Annotated in this window: 16 protein-coding genes; 6 read left to right on the top strand and 10 right to left on the bottom strand. The window is 69.3% G+C overall.

Annotation, left to right across the window (positions count from 1 at the left end; translation table 11 throughout):
* Nucleotides 1-15: 15 nt before the first annotated feature.
* The 7 genes from VFZ09_RS20690 to VFZ09_RS20660 form a co-directional block, all read right to left on the bottom strand.
* Nucleotides 16-1,200 carry an aminotransferase class V-fold PLP-dependent enzyme gene (locus VFZ09_RS20690; RefSeq protein ID WP_329729347.1) on the bottom strand — a complete coding sequence of 395 codons (1,185 nt, stop codon included), beginning with the start codon at nt 1,198-1,200 and terminating at the stop codon, nt 16-18.
* Between the two features lie 91 nt (nt 1,201-1,291).
* A complete protein-coding gene (locus VFZ09_RS20685; protein WP_329729346.1) occupies nt 1,292-2,653 on the bottom strand; it encodes a restriction endonuclease subunit S in 1,362 nt (453 codons plus the stop codon).
* Nucleotides 2,650-4,173, bottom strand: coding sequence for an HsdM family class I SAM-dependent methyltransferase (locus tag VFZ09_RS20680; RefSeq protein WP_329729345.1), 1,524 nt, complete (start codon nt 4,171-4,173; stop codon nt 2,650-2,652). The genes VFZ09_RS20685 and VFZ09_RS20680 overlap by 4 nt, the downstream gene beginning before the upstream one ends.
* A 35-nt stretch (nt 4,174-4,208) precedes the next feature.
* Nucleotides 4,209-5,495: a Tol-Pal system beta propeller repeat protein TolB gene (gene tolB, locus VFZ09_RS20675; RefSeq protein WP_329729344.1), complete on the bottom strand. Its 1,287-nt coding sequence runs from the start codon at nt 5,493-5,495 to the stop codon at nt 4,209-4,211.
* Entirely contained in the window at nt 5,492-6,268 is a 777-nt protein-coding gene (locus tag VFZ09_RS20670) for an energy transducer TonB (RefSeq protein WP_329729343.1), read from the bottom strand. The genes tolB and VFZ09_RS20670 overlap by 4 nt, the downstream gene beginning before the upstream one ends.
* A gap of 3 nt (nt 6,269-6,271) precedes the next feature.
* Nucleotides 6,272-6,739 carry a protein TolR gene (gene tolR, locus VFZ09_RS20665; protein ID WP_329729342.1) on the bottom strand — a complete coding sequence of 156 codons (468 nt, stop codon included), beginning with the start codon at nt 6,737-6,739 and terminating at the stop codon, nt 6,272-6,274.
* A 12-nt stretch (nt 6,740-6,751) separates the two neighbouring features.
* Entirely contained in the window at nt 6,752-7,459 is a 708-nt protein-coding gene (locus VFZ09_RS20660; RefSeq protein ID WP_329729403.1) for a MotA/TolQ/ExbB proton channel family protein, read from the bottom strand.
* A 183-nt stretch (nt 7,460-7,642) separates the two neighbouring features.
* Between VFZ09_RS20660 and VFZ09_RS20655 the strand changes: the two genes are divergently transcribed.
* Both VFZ09_RS20655 and murI read left to right on the top strand, forming a co-directional pair.
* Complete coding sequence (locus VFZ09_RS20655) at nt 7,643-8,683, top strand: hypothetical protein (RefSeq protein ID WP_329729341.1); 1,041 nt, start codon at nt 7,643-7,645, stop codon at nt 8,681-8,683.
* A 110-nt stretch (nt 8,684-8,793) separates the two neighbouring features.
* Entirely contained in the window at nt 8,794-9,612 is an 819-nt protein-coding gene (gene murI / locus VFZ09_RS20650; RefSeq protein ID WP_329729340.1) for a glutamate racemase, read from the top strand.
* Between the two features lie 97 nt (nt 9,613-9,709).
* Here murI and carF read toward each other — a convergent pair whose 3' ends face one another.
* Nucleotides 9,710-10,564 (bottom strand): plasmanylethanolamine desaturase, encoded by an 855-nt coding sequence (carF, locus tag VFZ09_RS20645; RefSeq protein ID WP_329729339.1) that lies wholly within the window; start codon nt 10,562-10,564, stop codon nt 9,710-9,712.
* A 210-nt stretch (nt 10,565-10,774) separates the two neighbouring features.
* Here carF and VFZ09_RS20640 point away from each other — a divergent pair, with 210 nt between their 5' ends.
* Nucleotides 10,775-11,326, top strand: a complete 552-nt coding sequence (locus VFZ09_RS20640) for a hypothetical protein (RefSeq protein ID WP_329729338.1) — start codon at nt 10,775-10,777, stop codon at nt 11,324-11,326.
* Nucleotides 11,327-11,342: 16 nt separating this feature from the next.
* On the opposite strand, the gene VFZ09_RS20635 is transcribed toward VFZ09_RS20640, so the two are convergent.
* Entirely contained in the window at nt 11,343-12,830 is a 1,488-nt protein-coding gene (locus tag VFZ09_RS20635) for a DASS family sodium-coupled anion symporter (RefSeq protein ID WP_329729337.1), read from the bottom strand.
* Nucleotides 12,831-12,895: 65 nt separating this feature from the next.
* Nucleotides 12,896-13,273, bottom strand: a complete 378-nt coding sequence (locus VFZ09_RS20630) for a hypothetical protein (RefSeq protein ID WP_329729336.1) — start codon at nt 13,271-13,273, stop codon at nt 12,896-12,898.
* 508 nt (nt 13,274-13,781) lie between these two features.
* Here VFZ09_RS20630 and ftsE point away from each other — a divergent pair.
* The 3 genes from ftsE to VFZ09_RS20615 are packed head-to-tail and all read left to right on the top strand — an operon-like array spanning nt 13,782 to nt 16,518.
* Nucleotides 13,782-14,477: a cell division ATP-binding protein FtsE gene (gene ftsE, locus VFZ09_RS20625; RefSeq protein WP_329729335.1), complete on the top strand. Its 696-nt coding sequence runs from the start codon at nt 13,782-13,784 to the stop codon at nt 14,475-14,477.
* Nucleotides 14,474-15,376: an ABC transporter permease gene (locus VFZ09_RS20620; RefSeq protein ID WP_329729334.1), complete on the top strand. Its 903-nt coding sequence runs from the start codon at nt 14,474-14,476 to the stop codon at nt 15,374-15,376. The genes ftsE and VFZ09_RS20620 overlap by 4 nt, the downstream gene beginning before the upstream one ends.
* Nucleotides 15,373-16,518 carry a murein hydrolase activator EnvC family protein gene (locus VFZ09_RS20615; protein ID WP_329729333.1) on the top strand — a complete coding sequence of 382 codons (1,146 nt, stop codon included), beginning with the start codon at nt 15,373-15,375 and terminating at the stop codon, nt 16,516-16,518. The genes VFZ09_RS20620 and VFZ09_RS20615 overlap by 4 nt, the downstream gene beginning before the upstream one ends.
* Nucleotides 16,519-16,544: the final 26 nt, after the last annotated feature.

The following is a 16,544-nucleotide window of genomic DNA, read 5'->3' as shown; positions in this document are numbered from 1 at the left end:
GGGCGCGGAGCTTACTCAGCGCACCAGCGCCTCCAAAGCCTCGGCGAGCCGCTGGTACTCCGCGTGCGTGTTGTAGAGCTGGGCGGACAGGCGGACGTGGCGGTGGGGGGCCTTGGGCCAGGGGACGATGGGCACCTCGATGCGGTACTCGGAGAGGAGCCGGTCCTGGAGCGGGTCCAACCCCAGCACCGAGGGCTCCGCCGGGAAGCCGTCCGGGAGGGGCACGGTGGCCATGGAGCCCACCATGTCCTCGGGGCAGCGGGGGGCCACCTTGAGCCGCTGGCACAGGAAGGTGCGCGCCGCCAGCGCCTTGGCGCGGTTGCTGGCCATCACCTCGGGCCAGCCGCCGGGGAGCATGCCGCCCATGACCTCCAGCGCCTTGGGGATGCAGAGGAAGGGGGTGGGGTCGTTCGTCCCGAGCCAGTCGAACTCCAGGCGGAAGCGCGAGCGGTCCGTGCGCCGCGAGTTGTACCCGTGGCTGATGACGAGGGGGCGGATGCCGGGCTGGAGGTCCCTGCGCACGTAGAGGAAGGCGGCACCCTTGGGGGCGCACAGCCACTTGTGGCAGTTGCCGGTGTAGTACCCGGCGCCGAGCCGGTGCAGGGACAGGGGCACCTGCCCGGGCCCGTGGGCGCCGTCCACGAGCGTTTCGATCCCCCGCTCGCGCAGGGCGCGGATGAGGCTGGCCACCGGCATCACCAGCGCCGTCTGGCTGGAGATGTGGTCGATGAGCAGCAGCTTGGTGTCGAGGGTGACGTGGGAGAGCACCGCGTCCACCATGGCCTGGGGCGAGGGCGCGGGCCAGGGCAGCTTGGCCACCACCACCTTCACGCCCCACTGGCTGGCCACGAAGTCGAGCGCGTTGCGGGAGGCGTTGTACTCGTGGTCGGTGGTGAGCAGCTCGTCACCGGGGGAGAAGCGCAGCGAGCGCAGCACGGTGTTGACGCCGGTGGTGGCGTTGTTGACGAAGGCGAGGTCGTCCGGGTTGACGTCCAGGAAGTCCCCGAGCGCGGCGCGGGCCGCATCGGCGAGGGGCTCGAGCTCGCGGTGGAGGAAGCGGACGGGCTCGGCCTCCAGGCGGGCGCGCAGCCGGGACTGCTCCTCGAGCACGCGCGTGGGGCAGGCTCCGAAGGAGCCGTGGTTGAGGAAGGTCACCTCGGGATCGAGCGACCAGTTCGAGCGGAAGGGGGACGCGTCCATGGCGGAGGGGGACAATGCCCGGCCCCCTGGCCAAGTCAACGCGCGGCGCGGCGGGCTTCCATCCCGGGTGATGGCAGCGGAAATCTCCGGGTCATGGGGAGCGCTCCGCGCGAAGGCGCTCCAGCAGCTCGGAGACGGGCGGGTCGTTCGGGTCCTGGGGAACGAGCTCGCCGCGGAAGGCCCGCGCGAGGAGCGCTCGTTCGAGCAGGGAGAGGTTGTCCCGCTGTCTCCCTGCTCGGGCCACGAGCGTGTCCTCGTGGGCCCGGGCCGCTTGGAGCCGGGACACGATTTCGAGCTGCTCGGCTCTGGGGGCCAGGGGAAACCACGCGGGTTTCACGAACTTGAAGTGGCGGCCGTAGCTCCGTTCCGGGATGGAGAGGGCTCGCAGCAGGAAGAAGGCGTAACCCGGCTCGACGAGGGGTGAGGGCCGGAGCACCTTCACGCCCTCCGCGCCCTGGATGAACGGGCGCGAGAGGAGCTTCACGCACCGGGTGTGGTCGCCGAAGAGCACGACCGGCAGCTCTCCGTCGTAGACGAGCGTTGGATCGTTCGAGTAGCCGCCCACCTCGGCGACGCCCTGATCGACCACGGGGAACTCGCCGTGCTCCAGGTAGTCCTCCCGCTTGAGCTTCTTGTCGCCGCTCGTCTCGTCCGAGAACACGAGCTCGAAGGGCACCCAACACCAGCGATCCGGGAGCCGCCGGTGTGGCCACCGGGCCTGCTCGACGCCGTCCTCCGCGGGCTTCTCGAGCTGGGGTGAGCGGCTCCCCGGACTCGCGAGCGCGGCGGCTTGAGCGGCATCCCAGAGGGAGTCCTGCCCACGCTTCGCGCGCCAGTCCGCCGTCAGGTCTCCCCGGAACGCCGACGCCAGGGTGGCCTGTCTCAGCTGCCCGAGCATCTCGTGCACGCGCTCGAGCGACGCTCTGGCCGCGCCGCTGTGGGCGAGGAGCATGTCGAGCCGGGCCACGATGCGCCGTTGCTCGGCGAGCGGGGGGATGACGACCTCGATGTTCCGGACGATTGCGGTGTTGAGATTGACCTGCGTCATGCCCCGGCGGTTCGCGTCGAGCAGCCGGGTGCGGATGTGGCGGAAGAACTCGTAGAGGAACTCCGCCACGAACAGGCGCGGGTCGAGGTTCGGAAAGGCCACGAAGCCGTCATGGATGCAGCCCTCCACGGAGAGGATCTTCGGGATGCCGACCGTGGCGCTGTTGGACAGGATGAGGGTGCCCGCGGGGAGCAGGCGGCTCTTCTGGGCTCCTGCGGTGGTCACTCCTTCCGCCGTCTTCGACAGGGTCCGGGCCGGCTCGCGGCCGAGGTCTCCGATGGAGATCCACGGGATGGGACCGCCGAAATACCGGGGGTCGCCCTTGGGGCGCGGCGAGGCCCCGCGAACCACCTCGACGACGTCACCGAGGCGGGCCGTTGCCCATCCTTTCGGGAGCGGGCTCATGCCGCCTCCTCGTCGTCCTCCGCCGGTGCACCCGTGAGGAGCTTCGTGAGCGCCTGGATGTCCCGCAGCGCGCTCTGGAGCTCGGCCTCGATCTCCGCGGAGAGCAGCTCCGGGTCGGGCAGGTCCTCGGGGGCATGCTGGCTGTCGTCCTTGAGCCACGCGATGTCGAGGTTGTCGTGGCGCCTGGCGAGCTCCTCGCGCGTGAACTTGCGGAACCGTCCGGTCTCCCCCTCGTCCGTGCGAGGGCTCCTGCCGTGCGGGTCCGTGCCGTAGGCGTGCACGAAGGGTTTCAGCGTGTCGGACGTGAAGGGGGTGCGCTTGCCGAAGTTCGGCATGTTCGCGCGCAGGTCGTAGACCCACACCGCCTTCGTGTTGCCCGTGTCCTTCTGGCCCCGGGTGAAGAAGAGGACGTTCGTCTTCACGCCCTGGGCATAGAAGAGGCCCGTGGGCAGCCGCAGGAGCGTGTGCAGCTCGCACAGGTCCATCAGCTCGGTGCGCACCTTCTGTCCCACGCCATCCTCGAAGAGGACGTTGTCGGGCAGCACGACCGCCGCGCGGCCCCCCGGCGCCAGGCCCCGGTAGATGTGTTGCAGGAAGACGAGCTGCTTGTTGCTCGTGGAGTACGTCAGGTCCTCCCGGGTGGGCCGCCCGCCGCCCTTCTTCGTTCCGAACGGGGGATTGGTGAGGATGACGTGGGCCCGGGGCAGGCTCGCGCCGAGGCCCGACAGCGAGTCCCCGAGCTGGATGGCGCCCTCACCGCCGCGTGGACCCTCGATGCCGTGCAGCAGGCAGTTCATCAGCGCGAGCCGCTGCGTCTCGGGCACCAGCTCCACGCCGGTGTACGCCTGCTCCACCTGCCAGGTGGCCTCCTTCTCCCCGAGGTCCTGGAGGTTCCGCGTCCTGGCCTTGATGTGCTCGTGCGCCGCGACGAGGAAACCGCCCGTTCCAGCCGCCGGATCCTGGATGCGCTCTCCGGGCTGGGGCTGCACGAGCGCCACCAGGGTGTTGATGAGCGCGCGAGGCGTGAAGTACTGGCCCGCGCCGCTCTTGATGTCGGTCGCGTTCTTCTCGAGCAGACCCTCGTAGAGGTTGCCCAGGCCGTCCTCGCGCGCGCTGAACCAGTCGAGCGCGTCGATGCCGTCCACGAGCTGCTCGAGGTGCCGGGGCTGGCGCAGCGCGGTGCGCGCGCTCGCGTAGATGGCGCTCACGCGCCGGTGGGGAGCGCGTCCGAGCTCGAGGAGCAGCTGCTGGTAGAAGTCATACCGGGCGGCGCCGCTCCGGGCCTTGAGGTCATCCCAGCGTTGGCCCTTGGGGAGGGCGTCTTCCTGGCCGGCCTCCTTGGCCATCTTGAGGAAGAGGAGCTGGGTGAGCTCGGTGACGTAGTGGTGGAACGAGGTGCCGTCGTCCCGGAGGACGTCGCAGAGGGACCAGAGTCTGGCGACGCTGTCCCGAGGGCCCGCGGATATCCCCTCTCCCCTCGGGAGAGGGTCAGGGTGAGGGTATCTGTCCCTGTTCTTCAACCCATGGACCCTATCGCGGGCATTCCAGAAGGGGCTCAACGGCCCCAGTCGGGCGTCAGCAGCGTGGCCTTCTCCTGACCCGGCAGCGCGACCTGGTTGTTGCCATCCGCCGTCATCACGAAGAGCTGAGACCCGCCGTTGCGCGTGGAGGTGAAGAGAATCAGGCGGCCGTTGGGCGAGAAGGAGGGCTCCTCGTTGTTCGCCTGGTCCTGCGTGAGGCGCGTCACCTTGCCGTTGTCCACGTTGATGGTGAAGAGATCGAACGCGTTGCGCTCGTCGCGAGCGGTGAAGGCGATGAGGTCTCCCCGGGGAGACCAGTCGGGCGTCTGGTTGTAGTTGCCCTGGAAGGTGAGCCGGCGCACGCCCGAGCCATCCGCGTTCATCACGTACACCTGCGGCGAGCCGCCCCGGTTGGACACGAACGCGATGCGCTTGCCATCCGGCGACCACGAGGGGCTCGTGTTGATGCCGAAGCGCGTATCCGTGAGCTGCTTGGGCTTGTCGCCATCCGCCTCGGCCACCCAGATCTGCGTGCTCTCGCCCGAGGCGAGCGAGTACGCGATGCGCTTGCCATCCGGCGAGAAGGCGATGCCGGTGGCCATCTGCCCCTCGGCCGTCTTGAGGCGCGCCGTGCCGCCGTCCGGCTTGCGGACGTAGAGCTCCGGCTCGCCCTGCTGGTACGAGGTGTAGCCCACCGCGCCATCCGGCCCGAGCGAGGGCAGCAGGTTGATGCCGCCGCGGGTCACCTGCTTCGCGTTGCGGCCGTCCCAGTCCGCCGTCCACACGTCGCGGTTGTTGCCCGTCTTGCGCACGTAGGTGATGCGCGAGAGGAAGGGGCTCGGCTCGCGGGTGAAGTGGCGGTAGATGGCGTCGGCGAGCTTGTGGGCCACCTGGCGCGGCTCGGCGGCGGGGGCGCTCTGCGTCGTCTTGAAGTCCTCGCGGCCGGTGCCCACGTTGAACACGCGCGCCTCGGCCTTCAGCTCTCCGCCCTCCTGGGCCAGCGAGTACTTCACCAGCGACTCGGCGCCCACGTCCGCCCAGCGCGAGAAGTTGATGCTGCCCGCGGCCATGCCCTCCTTGGGGTCCGCCAGGAAGCTCTTCCGGTCCAGCACCTGGAAGATGCCGGAGGCGGTCAGGTCATACATGAAGGCCTCGTCCACCTCCTGGGCGGACGCCTTGGCCTCCTCGCCCTGGAGCAGGGGGGCGGTGGCGGCCAGGGGCAGGGGCCGGAAGTTGGCACCGGAGATTTGAATGACGGGCGCCTGGGCGAGCGCCGCCACGGGCAACAGGAGGAGCGAGAGGAGAAGGGCTTTCGCGTTCACGGGCTGAACTCCAGGACGATGCCGCTCTTCTGCAGCGTGTCCCGCAGATGGTCGGGGGGAGGGGAGAAGGGAGAGGCCTTCTTCACCGCGGCCAGCACGGCCGAGTCGAAGAGGCCATTGCCACTGGCCTTGGCCAGTCGCGCCTCGATGACCTCACCGGTGCGGTTGAGGCGCATGGCCACCTGGGCCTTCAGGTACATCCGCTCGGTGTCGGGGATGGTGTCCGCGACGTTGTAGTGGCGGCGCACCTGCGAGGAGAGCAGGCCGAAGTAACGCTCGCCCTCGGCGGTGGCGGAGTCGCCATTGGGGTCGCCGTCCTCGGCGCCGTCCAGCTCCTCGTCGGGCTTCGAGTTCTTGGACAGCTTGTCGAAGGCGCCGAAGAGCTTGTTGCGCCGGTCCTCGCCCTTGGCCTCGCCCTTCTGGGGCGTGGGGGCGGGGGCGGGCTCCGGCTTCACGCCGGGGATGGGCACGGCCACCTTGGCCGGCTCGGGCGCGGGGGGCGTGGGAGTGGGCGGGGCCTCCACCTTCTTGGGCGGAGGCGGGGGCGGCTGCTCCTTGCGCGGCAGCAGCTTCTCGTCCCGGGGCTTGCCCAGGCGCACCAGCGTGGCGCGGATGGGCTTCTGGTCCAGGTTCACCTGGGGGCTCTCGACGAAGGCGTTGTACAGCCCCACGGCGAGCAGGATGAGCGCGTGCCCCACCAGGGACACCGTGAGGAAGCGCCCCAGGCGGGAGCTCCTCGGGGCGAGCAGACTGTGGTTGACGGCCGGGTGCATGGGCTAGCGCCTTGCTTCCTTCGCTTCCTTCTTGCCCTTGTTGGACGCCCGGCCCCCGGCCGTGGGGTCCGTGATCATCCCCACGTTGGTGATGCCGGCGCGCTGGGCGGCGGCCATGACGTCCACCACCACGCCGTACGGCACGTCCCGGTCCGCGTGCAGGTACAGCTCCTTGTCCGCCTGCGCCTTGGCGTTGGTGGCCAGCTTCTTCTCCAGCTCGTCCACCGCCACCTCGGCCTCGCCGATGTAGATGCGCCGCTGCGCGTCGATGGACAGCACCAGCTTCTTCTCGGCGGCCTCCACCGGGGCGGCCTTCGCCTCCGGGAGGTTCACCTTGACGCCCTGCTGGATGAGGGGCGCCGTCACCATGAAGATGATGAGCAGCACCAACATCACGTCCACCATGGGCGTGACGTTGATCTCGCTCATGGTGACCCGGCCGCCGCTTCCGCGATTGGAGCCCATGCCCATGGCGCGTGTCTCCTAGCGGAAGAAGTGCCGCTTGATGATGTTGAGGAAGTCCGCGGAGAAGTTGGCCATCTCCGTGTCGAACACCTTGATGCGGCTGACGAACGAGTTGTACGCCACCACCGCGGGGATGGCCGCGAACAGGCCGGCCGCCGTGGCGAACAGCGCGTTGCCCACCGGCGCCGCCACCGTGGCCAGCGTCGCGTTGCCCTGCTCGGCGATCGAGTTGAAGGCATTCAGGATGCCGATGACCGTGCCGAACAGCCCCACGAAGGGCGAGGCCGCGCCCACCGTGCCCAGGAAGGACACCCGGTGCTCCAACTCGGTGAGCTGGTTGGTGGAGGCCCGGTTGAGTGCCCGCTCCACGTTCTCGATGCCGCCCAGCCGCTCGGCCATGGCACCTTCCGCGCCCTCCTTGTGCTGGGCCAGCTTGCTCAGCTCCTCGTATCCAGCGCAGAACACCTTGGACAGCGGCGAGCCGTCCAGCTTCTGGGCGTCCTGGTAGATGGTCTCCAGCCGGGAGGCCTTCCAGAAGGAGTCCAGGAAGCTGAGGGACTGGCTCCGGGCGCGCGACAACTGGGTGTGCTTGAGTGCGATGAGTGCCCAGGAGGCCACCGAGACGGCCATCAGCAGGCCCAGCACGCCCAGCTCCAGGAGGGAGGCGTCACGGAGGATCTGCAGGTAGTTCATGGCGCCGAGCGCCGGGGGGAGATGGGGCAGCATCATGGGGGGCAGGCCGTAACATCCGTGTCCGGGGTGGTCAAACAAACCCGGCGGGGGGGAGGGGCTGGCGGGAGATAGTTGCTGGGCTTTGAATAAATTCCCCGAGGGGGCGTCCGAGGGGGTGTGTGACGGGCCGCATGCCCGCCCCCTCCCCTCCATCGATCCAAGAATCGAGGACGTCCCATGAACGCCAGAATCCTCGCCGCATTCCTCTGTCTCACGGCCGCCAGCACGGGCTGCATCATCATCGACGGCGATGGTGGTGGCTCCCAGCAGGGCCGCGCGGGCGACGTCACCTTCCTGTGGACGTTCGCGCCCAATGGCCGGTGCTCGGATGTGCCGGACGTGAAGAACATCCAGATCTCCATCCCCGGCGAGGCGCTGCACAACGGCGGCGTCTACGCCTGCAACACCGCGGGAGTGGATGGAATCGTCCTGCACGACTTCGCGCCCGGCAGCTACCCCTACACCATCCGGGCCATCGGCTATGACGGGGCCACGCTCTTCGAGGGCCGGGGCACCTTCCTCGTGAACGGGGATGTGCGGGTGAACATCGACCTGACGCCCAACGGGATGTCCTACGCGCTGGTGTCCTGGTACTTCCCGCCCAACACGTACAGCAACAACCCGTCCTGCTCGCAGGCCGGCGTGACCTCCATCAAGGCGCAGATCGACGGGGGCGAGTGGGTGAGCCTGAACTGCGCGGACGGCATGAGCAACGGGGGCGTGGAGACGCCGTGGCTGGCGGACGGGGTGCACACCATCCAGATGGTGGCCTATGGACGGGATCTGGCGGGCCGGGATGGGATGCCGCTGTACAACACCTCCGGCACGTTCACGACGAGCGCGGGCAGCCCCCGGTCCGAGTCCTTCCGGTTCTTCGCGGTGGGTGGCATGTCGCTGCGCTGGGAGCTGTGGGACAGCAGCACCACGCGCCGGACCTGCGCCGAGGCGGGCCTGACGGGGATGCTCATCAACATGAAGAACCTGGAGACCGGGGAGATGGTCTACGGCTCGGCGGGTGATCCCCAGTCCTGCACGGGCGCGCCCATCCTCTACCAGTACCTGAAGCCGGGCCGGTACGAGGTGTACATCCGCGGCATGAAGGGCTCGGTCATCGCCTACAGCAACGAGGACCTGCCGGACGTGCTGACGGTGAGGGCCTTCGAGCAGAAGACGGTCTCGGATACGGCGTACACGGTGGCTCTGGTCCGCGAGTTCTAACCAGCAGGCCGCCTGACTGGAGTCCGGAGGGCCGGGGCAACCGCCTCGGCCCTCCTTGCTTCGCGGGCGGGCGCCTGGGGTTGGCATCAAACGTGATAGGGAAGCCGGGTATGCGGCAAGGCAGCCACGGTCCCATCGGGGTTTTCGATTCGGGTGTCGGAGGACTGACGGTCCTCAAGGCACTGATGTCCCACCTTCCCCACGAGAGCACGCTCTACCTGGGAGACACGGCGCGGGTGCCCTACGGCACGAAGTCGGGCGAGGTGGTGACGCGCTATTCGCTGAAGAACGCGGAGTTCCTGCTGGAGCGGGGCATCAAGCTGCTGGTGGTGGCGTGCAACACGGCCTCGGCGGTGGCGTTGCCGGCGCTGTCGGCGGCGCTGCCGGTGCCGGTGGTGGGGGTGATTGCGCCTGGGGCGAGGGCGGCGCTGAGGAGGACGCGGGGCGGAGGGGTGGGCGTCATCGGGACACCGGGGACCATCCGTTCAGGGGCGTACCAGCGGGAGTTGGAGGCGGCGGCGGGGGCGGAGGGGGTGAAGGTGAAGGCGAGGGCGTGCCCGCTCTTCGTGCCGTTGGCGGAGGAGGGGTGGCTGGGAGGAGACGTACCGCGGCTGGTGGCCCGCGAGTACCTGGCGGACTTCGCGCGGAGCGGGGTGGACACGCTGGTGTTGGGGTGCACGCACTATCCGCTGCTGAAGGACGTCATCGCCGAGGCGGTGGGGCCGCGGGTGGAACTGGTGGACTCGGCGGAGGCGACGGCGGAGGTGGTGGCGTCGCTGCTGGAGGAGCAGCGACTGCTGGCGACCGGGGGAGGAACGCCGGCGCACCACTACTTCGTGACGGACGTACCGGAGCGTTTCGTGGAGGTGGGGGCGAGGTTCCTCGGGAGGCCCATCCAGTCCGCGGAGCAGGTGGACCTGTCCTTCTGAGTCCAATTTCCCCTCTCCCCCCGGGAGAGGGACGGGGTGAGGGTATCCGGGCCCCGGGTTCCCCCCAGAGCCCCAGACCACAGCACGGACCCGCGAATCAGGAAGGCCGGGCCGAGGACACGGAGGGAGTCTCCTCCGGAGCGGCCTCGAGGAGCTCCTTGGCGGCCTGGACGACGGGAGGCGTGGCGGTGGAGGTGACCGCGAAGAGCTCGAGGGCGGCCTCGGTGCCGATGTCGTCCTTGCGCGGAATCAGCCCGGTGACGCGGGTGATGAGCCGCTCGAGGGTGGGGAAGAAGCCGATCATCAGGAGCGGCTTGTTCATCCAGCCGACGGTGATGCAGTAGTACTTGTTGAAGGGGGCGGTGTGGTGGATGCGGTGGTGTTCGGGGGGGAGGATGAGGTGGACGCGCTGGAGGAAGCCGATGAGCGCGGGGGGGTGGTCCATGTGGGACCACTTGTGGAACTGGTTGGTGGCCATCACCCAGAAGATCATCGCGCCGAGGAAGGCGGAGACGAAGACCTGGCCGGAGCTGGAGTGGGGGAGGAGGACGGCGAGGAGGGCGACGGGGAGGGAGACGAGGCAGTTGTTGCCGTTGGTCTCCACGAAGTCATGGCGGGTGATGGCCTTCTCGTCGACGTGGTGCTCGCGGAAGGGGCGGATGAAGGCCTTGCCGAGCACGGGCATGTCGGTGGAGCCCCAGGTGTCGCCCATCCAGTGGACGAAGCCGGAGACGAAGTCGGCGGCCAGGTAGCCCAGCAGGACGGCGCTGAGCAGGAGCCAGGGGCCGGTGTGGGGGTTGCCGGCCAGGCGCCAGACGAGGGCGGACTCGAGGGCGACGAAGGAGACGATGCTGGCGATCTCCATGGCGCGGATGGCGGGCGAGTAGCCCTGGGCCAGAGCCGTGGCGTCCTGCTGGCGCAGGTGGTTCTTGAGCTCGTTCTTCTTCGTCATGAGTCCCGGGGTGCTCAGGGGGGTCGAGCGGGGTCCGCCGACCACGTCCAGGGGAGACTCTACAAGGAGTCGGATCCTGGACGAAGTCATGGGGTGAACGATGCAGGCGTCCGGTCTTCCAGCCGGGAGGCCAGCGAGCATCCGAGGAGGAAGAGCCGACGCGTTCCTTGTGTCCCCTGGTAGGCGCTGGTACGTTCCGCGGCCTCGGGCATGGCGAAAACCTTCGAAAAAGCCGTCACCGGCTTCAACCACAACATCAAGTACAAGGGGAAGGTCTACCACGTCCAGACCGAGGACTCGGGCGTCAACAACCCCCACATCATCACCCACCTGTTCGTGGGCGGTAACATCCTCGCGTCCAAGAAGACGTCGTACGCGGACATCCTCAACGCCGAGAACCTGGGCGAGGTGGTCCGCGAGTTGATGGAGGAGCAGCACAAGGAGATGCTGCGCAACCTCATCAACGGGGTGTACGACGGCTTCGACACGTCGGGCGTGCGGCACTACCAGCCGGGGCAGCTGGGCACGGCGGAGGACGCCGCGCAGGCCCGGCAGGTGGCCCCGGCGGCCAAGGCCCCGCAGCCGGCGGTGCCCGTGGCGGCGTTCGTGCCTCCGGAGATCGCCGCGGCGCGAGCCCTGAAGGTGGCGCCGAAGATCAACGAGGTGGGGGTGGAGACGCTCTTCGGAGAGGACCTCATCTCGGAGAAGAGCCTGGACGAGGTGATCCTCAGCTACCTGGCGGGCGAGGACAACAACCAGTAGGCCCCCGGCGCCGTGCTCAGCCGAGCACGAAGCGCACCCAGACGAGCCCGTAGAGGGTGAGGAGCGCGGCGGACAGCAGGTCCAGCGGCAGCCCCACCTTCATCATCGTGGGCAGGCGGACGTAGCCGCTGCCGAAGACGATGGCGTTGGGCGGAGTGCCCGCGGGCAGGGCGAAGTCGCACGAGGCGGCGAAGGTGCTCACCGCGAGCAGGGGCAGCGAGCCGGGGAGCACGTTGAGGAGCACGTTCACGGTGGCGGTGTTGGAGGCCACGGCGGACAGGAGCACGGTGGTGAGGGCCACGGCGCCGTACTGGGCGGTGGGGCCCAGGGACTCGAGGTGGGTCAGGCGCGCGGCCATGTACGTGGACAGCCCGCCGCCCTCGATGCCCGCGGCGAGCGCGAAGCCGCCTCCCAGGAGAAGCAGCGTGTCCCAGGGGACGCGGGCGAGGGCCCGGAGAGACAGCCGGCCCAGCAGCACGAGCGTCCCGGCGGAGAGCAGCGCCACGCCCGCCTCGTAGTGCTTGCCGAGCAGCTTGAAGCCCCCGAAGGCCGAGGCCACCCAGGGCGCGAGCATGGGCCGCAGGAAGTCCCCGCCCATCCACAGCAGCGCGGCGATGAGGAAGACGGTGCCCACCACCTTCTCGCCCGCGGAGGGGGGCCCGAGCGCGGACAGCTCCCGCTGGATGACGTCCACGCCCTTGCCGGGGCCGAGCGCGTCCCGGCGGCCCTTGCGCCACAGCACCCACCAGATGAGCGGCACGAAGAGGAGGACGAAGGGCAGGGCGGCGGCCATGTACTCGAGGAATCCCACGTCGGTGCCGAGCCGTCGCGAGGCCACGCCCGCGAAGACGGAGTTGGTGGGGCTGCCGATCTTGGTGCCGATGCCGCCGACGTTGGCGGCGTAGGCCACGCCGAGCATGAGCGCGGCGCCGAAGTGCTCCAGCCGGCGGCCCTCGCCGGCCTCGAGCTGGGCGATGAGGGCCATGCCGATGGGCACCATCATCACGGCGGTGGCGGTGTTGGAGATCCACAGGGAGACGGAGGCGGTGGCCACGAGCATGCCGAGCAGCAGGCGCTGGGGAGCGGTGCCGATGGCGCGCATGATGAGCAGGGCGATGCGCCGGTGCAGGTGCCACTGCTCGAGCGCGGCGCCCAGGGCCATGCCCCCGAGGAAGAGGAAGATGTAGGGGTCCATGTAGGGCAGGGCGGAGCGGCCCAGGGAGGCGGGGAGGCCGCTGGTGCCGAAGACGCCCAACGCGGGGAAGAGGACGAGGGGGAGGAGGGCGGTCCAGGCCATGGGGACGGCCTCGGTGAACCACCAGAGGGCCATCCAGGCGGCCACGGCGGCGGCGGCGGCCGGGCGGTGGCCCATGCCGGGGACAGCGTGGAGGCCCGAAGGAATGAGCAGGAGGGCCCCGGCGGCGAGCGGCCCGGCGAGCAGGCCAATCAGGCGCACACGGGACAGCGAGGTGGAGGTCGCACTCCGGGTCGAGCGGGAAGCCACGTTTCCACCCTGCCACAGGTGGAACGAATGTGGCCATGGGCCGGGGTTGGTTCCTGTTGGCGGGCCTACTTCGAATCTGGAGGTCCCAGTTCATCCGGCAGGGGCCTCGGGACGAACTTCAATCCCTTCGGCATGTCATACACGACAAAACCCTGTTCAACGATTTTGACGAGATCGCCATCCTTGGCATTTCCACTGGCGAGCCATTTGTCCGCTTCCTCTTTCGTCGCGAACGTTTGAGCAAGGGTCACCGGCTTATAGGTGAAGAATCTCCGAAAATAATCGCGGTATTCATCCAGCGTCTGGGTGTCGCGGAGATAAAGCAACGCTACCGAGGCGATTCGGAGCGCCTCGTCTTCCGGCGTGCCCTCCGGGTACTTCGCGCCCACCGTTCCGAGCGTCTTCATGACGGCGTCGACATCGAAGTTTGAATGATAGGTCATGAGTGCACCAGGTTAGAGGGCAAGAGGAGCCAGAATCAGTGCGCCGGAATCAATCTCATCTCTTTGTTCGTCTCCTGCTCATCCGTTCTTCCTGACACTCACGCTCAACAATCTCCATGATACGGACGGCGGACGGGAGGAAGTCAGCAATCCAAGGAGTTTGTTCCGAAGAAAACATGTGCTTCGTGTCGGTGCCTCCACGTTGGCGGCGTAGGCCACGCCCAGCATGAGCGCGGTTCCGAAGTGCTCCAACCGTCGGCGTTCACTGGCCTCACGTTGGGCGATGAGGGCCATACCGATAGGGGCCGTCATCACTGCGGTGGCGGTGTTGGAACTCCACTGAAGGGGGGCCAATGGCGCGCATGATGAGCAGGGCAGCAGGTCGCTTGGCGAGCAGGCAACCGAGGCTCACCTGGAGCCGGGATGTGGGTCGCACTCCGGGTCCAGCGGGAAGCCACGTCCGCAACGTGGCGAGGTGGCCTCCACGAGGCCATAATCGGTCCCGCCGATGATCCAGATGTTCCACGTCTACAAGGCGTATCCTGGCGATCCGCCCGTCCTCTCGGACATCAACCTTCACGTGCAGAAGGGCGAGTTCGTCTTCCTCACCGGGCCCTCGGGCGCCGGGAAGACGACCCTCATGAAGCTCATCTTCTGCGGCGAGAAGGCCACCAAGGGGCAGATCCTCGTGGGCGGCCGCAACATCGCCCGCATCCGCGAGTCGGCCGTCCCCTACCTGCGGCGCAACATCGGCGTCGTCTTCCAGGACTTCAAGCTCCTCCCCCACCGCACCGTCGAGGACAACGTCGCCTTCGCCCTCGATGTCCTCGGCGTCCCTCGCGCCGTGGCTCGCGAGCGCGTCCTGCGCATGCTCAAGCTCGTGGGCCTGCAGCACAAGGCCAGCTCCATGCCCCTCAAGCTCTCCGGTGGTGAGCAGCAGCGCGTCGTCATCGCCCGGGCGCTCGTCAATGACCCCACCATCCTCCTGGCCGACGAGCCCACCGGCAACCTCGACCCCGCGCTCACCCTGGAGATCATGGACCTCCTGATGGACGTCAACGCCCGGGGCACCACGGTGATGGTGGCCACCCACGACCACAGCCTCATCACCCGCTACCAGAAGCGCACCCTGCGTCTGGAGAACGGCTTCATCGTGTCGGACGAGGACGGCGTCAAGGCCGCCCGGCGGATGGCGGCGGGATGAGCGTCCTCGCGAAGGCGGCCTACTTCTGGCGCTCGGCGGCCTCGGGCCTCCGCCATGCGCCCTTCATCCACTTCGTCGCCGTCACCACCATCGCCATCGCCATCTTCTCCGCCGGCCTCGCCCAGGCCACCGGCCGCATGGTCGAGGCCCTCATCGGCTCCCTCGGCGGCGAGGTCCAGGTGACGGTGTACCTCTCCCCCGAGCTCGACGAAGAGGGCGCCACCGTCCTGCGAGATCGCATGGTGGCCCTCAGTGGGGGCCGCGCCTATCTGGTTCCCCCTCGGGCCGCGCTCGAGCGTCTCGCGACCGAGCTGGGTGACCTCGGCGAGGCGCTCGCCCAGCTGCCGGAGAATCCCCTGCCGCCCTCGCTGGAACTGGAGGTCCCCCAGGAGCGGCGTACCCCGGGCGCGCTCAAGGCGCTCGCGCAGCAGCTGCGCGCCCTGCCCGGCGTCACCGGCGTGGACTACGGCGAGGAGGCCGTGGAGCGGCTCTCGGCCATCTCCAAGGCGCTGCGCTATGGCGGGTGGGTGGCCTTCGCCGTGGTGCTGCTCGCCACCGTCGTCATCGTGTCCGCGACGCTGCAGCTCGCCATCTACGCGCGCCGCGGCGAGATCGAAATCCAGAAGCTGGTCGGCGCGACGGACCGCTTCGTCAAGGCGCCCTTCCTCATCGAGGGCTTCCTGCAAGGGCTGCTCGGCGCTGGCGTGGCGCTGGCCGGACTGTTCGCCTTCGAGCGGCTCGCGGGGCCCGGCCTGGCCTCGCTCTTCTCCTTCCTCGTGGGCCCCAGCGGCATGGTGCCGCTGCTGGAGCCCGGCATCGCCCTCGAGCTGCTCGCGGCGGGTTGCGGGCTGGGGCTCGGGGGCAGCTTCATCGCGGTGGGGCGCTTCCTGAGGGTATGAGCCGGCTCGTCCTCCTCTCGCTGCTGCTGTGGGGTGGTGCCGCCCTCGCCCAGGAGGACGCGGCTCCCCCCGCGTCCGCTCCCGTGCTGGACGAGGCGGCCGAGCGGGAGGCCGTGCGCGAGAAGCTCGCCACGCAGCGGGCGGCGCTCGCGCTCATCGAGTCTCGCAAGGTGTCCGCGCTCGAGGTGCTGGAGATGGTGGAGCAGCGGGCGGCCACCAGCTCGCAGCGCGTGAAGGCGCTGGAGCGCGACCTGTCCGTCTTCCGCAAGCGGCTCGCCGTGGCCGAGCAGGAGGACTCCCTGACGCAGGAGATGTTGCGCGGGCAGATGCGCCGGCTCTCCCCCCGGCTCTGGGGCATGTACCGGCTGATGCGCCGCCGGCCCCTCGAGGTGCTGCTGAGCGCGAGGGACTTCTCCGCCATGGTGTGGCGCTCGCGCGCGCTGCGGGCCACGCTCGAGGAGGACCTGCGGCTGCTGCGCACGGTGCAGCGCGTGGCCCGGTTGCGGCGCCAGTCGGCCGCCGAGCTGCGCCGGTTGCAGGGTTCGCTGGACGTGCGCCTGGGTTTCCTGCGCGAGCAGGCGGCGCTGGCTCGGGCCCAGCAGGCGGCGCTCGAGGAGATCGTGGGCGCCATCAAGGGCGAGGCGGAGCTGGCGCGGCGCATGGTGCGCGAGCTGGAGCAGGCGGACGCGGACCTCACCCGCGTCATCCAGGACCTCAACGAGGGCCCGGCCACGTCCGGCTTCGGCGCGCTCAAGGGCAAGCTGCCCTTCCCCGCGCCGGGCCTCATCGAGGTGGGCTTCGGCAAGGTGGTGAACCCGCGCTTCAACACCGTCACCGTGCAGAAGGGCGTGGACATCCGCGCGCCCGCGGGCTCGCCGGTGAAGGCCGTGGCCGAGGGCACCGTGGCCTACGCGGGATGGATGCGCGGCTACGGCAACCTGCTCATCCTCGACCATGGGGGCGGCTACCACACGCTGGTGGCGCACCTGGCCTCCGTGGCCCAGGAGGTGGGCGCCCAGGTGGCCGCCGGTGACGTCGTGGGCGAGGTCGGTGACACCGGCTCGCTCAAGGGCGCCTACCTGTATTTCGAGATCCGCCGCGCCGGGCAGGCGGTGGATCCCGCTCCCTGGCTGGCGCGTTGACCGCTCGCCCCGGGCCGGGCACCGGG

This window comes from Archangium sp. (assembly GCF_036277355.1).
Taxonomy (GTDB): domain Bacteria; phylum Myxococcota; class Myxococcia; order Myxococcales; family Myxococcaceae; genus Archangium.
This window is presented reverse-complemented; position numbering and strand designations above follow the sequence as displayed.

What these genes read in the sequence shown, in the direction of transcription:
- VFZ09_RS20690 (WP_329729347.1), bottom strand. Translation starts at nt 1,200, where the DNA reads ATGGACGCGTCCCCCTTCCGCTCGAACTGGTCGCTCGATCCCGAGGTG.
- VFZ09_RS20685 (WP_329729346.1), bottom strand. Translation starts at nt 2,653, where the DNA reads ATGAGCCCGCTCCCGAAAGGATGGGCAACGGCCCGCCTCGGTGACGTC.
- VFZ09_RS20670 (WP_329729343.1), bottom strand. Translation starts at nt 6,268, where the DNA reads ATGCACCCGGCCGTCAACCACAGTCTGCTCGCCCCGAGGAGCTCCCGC.
- tolR (WP_329729342.1), bottom strand. Translation starts at nt 6,739, where the DNA reads ATGGGCATGGGCTCCAATCGCGGAAGCGGCGGCCGGGTCACCATGAGC.
- VFZ09_RS20660 (WP_329729403.1), bottom strand. Translation starts at nt 7,459, where the DNA reads ATGCTGCCCCATCTCCCCCCGGCGCTCGGCGCCATGAACTACCTGCAG.
- VFZ09_RS20655 (WP_329729341.1), top strand. Translation starts at nt 7,643, where the DNA reads ATGAACGCCAGAATCCTCGCCGCATTCCTCTGTCTCACGGCCGCCAGC.
- murI (WP_329729340.1), top strand. Translation starts at nt 8,794, where the DNA reads ATGCGGCAAGGCAGCCACGGTCCCATCGGGGTTTTCGATTCGGGTGTC.
- carF (WP_329729339.1), bottom strand. Translation starts at nt 10,564, where the DNA reads ATGACGAAGAAGAACGAGCTCAAGAACCACCTGCGCCAGCAGGACGCC.
- VFZ09_RS20640 (WP_329729338.1), top strand. Translation starts at nt 10,775, where the DNA reads ATGGCGAAAACCTTCGAAAAAGCCGTCACCGGCTTCAACCACAACATC.
- VFZ09_RS20630 (WP_329729336.1), bottom strand. Translation starts at nt 13,273, where the DNA reads ATGACCTATCATTCAAACTTCGATGTCGACGCCGTCATGAAGACGCTC.
- ftsE (WP_329729335.1), top strand. Translation starts at nt 13,782, where the DNA reads ATGATCCAGATGTTCCACGTCTACAAGGCGTATCCTGGCGATCCGCCC.
- VFZ09_RS20620 (WP_329729334.1), top strand. Translation starts at nt 14,474, where the DNA reads ATGAGCGTCCTCGCGAAGGCGGCCTACTTCTGGCGCTCGGCGGCCTCG.
- VFZ09_RS20615 (WP_329729333.1), top strand. Translation starts at nt 15,373, where the DNA reads ATGAGCCGGCTCGTCCTCCTCTCGCTGCTGCTGTGGGGTGGTGCCGCC.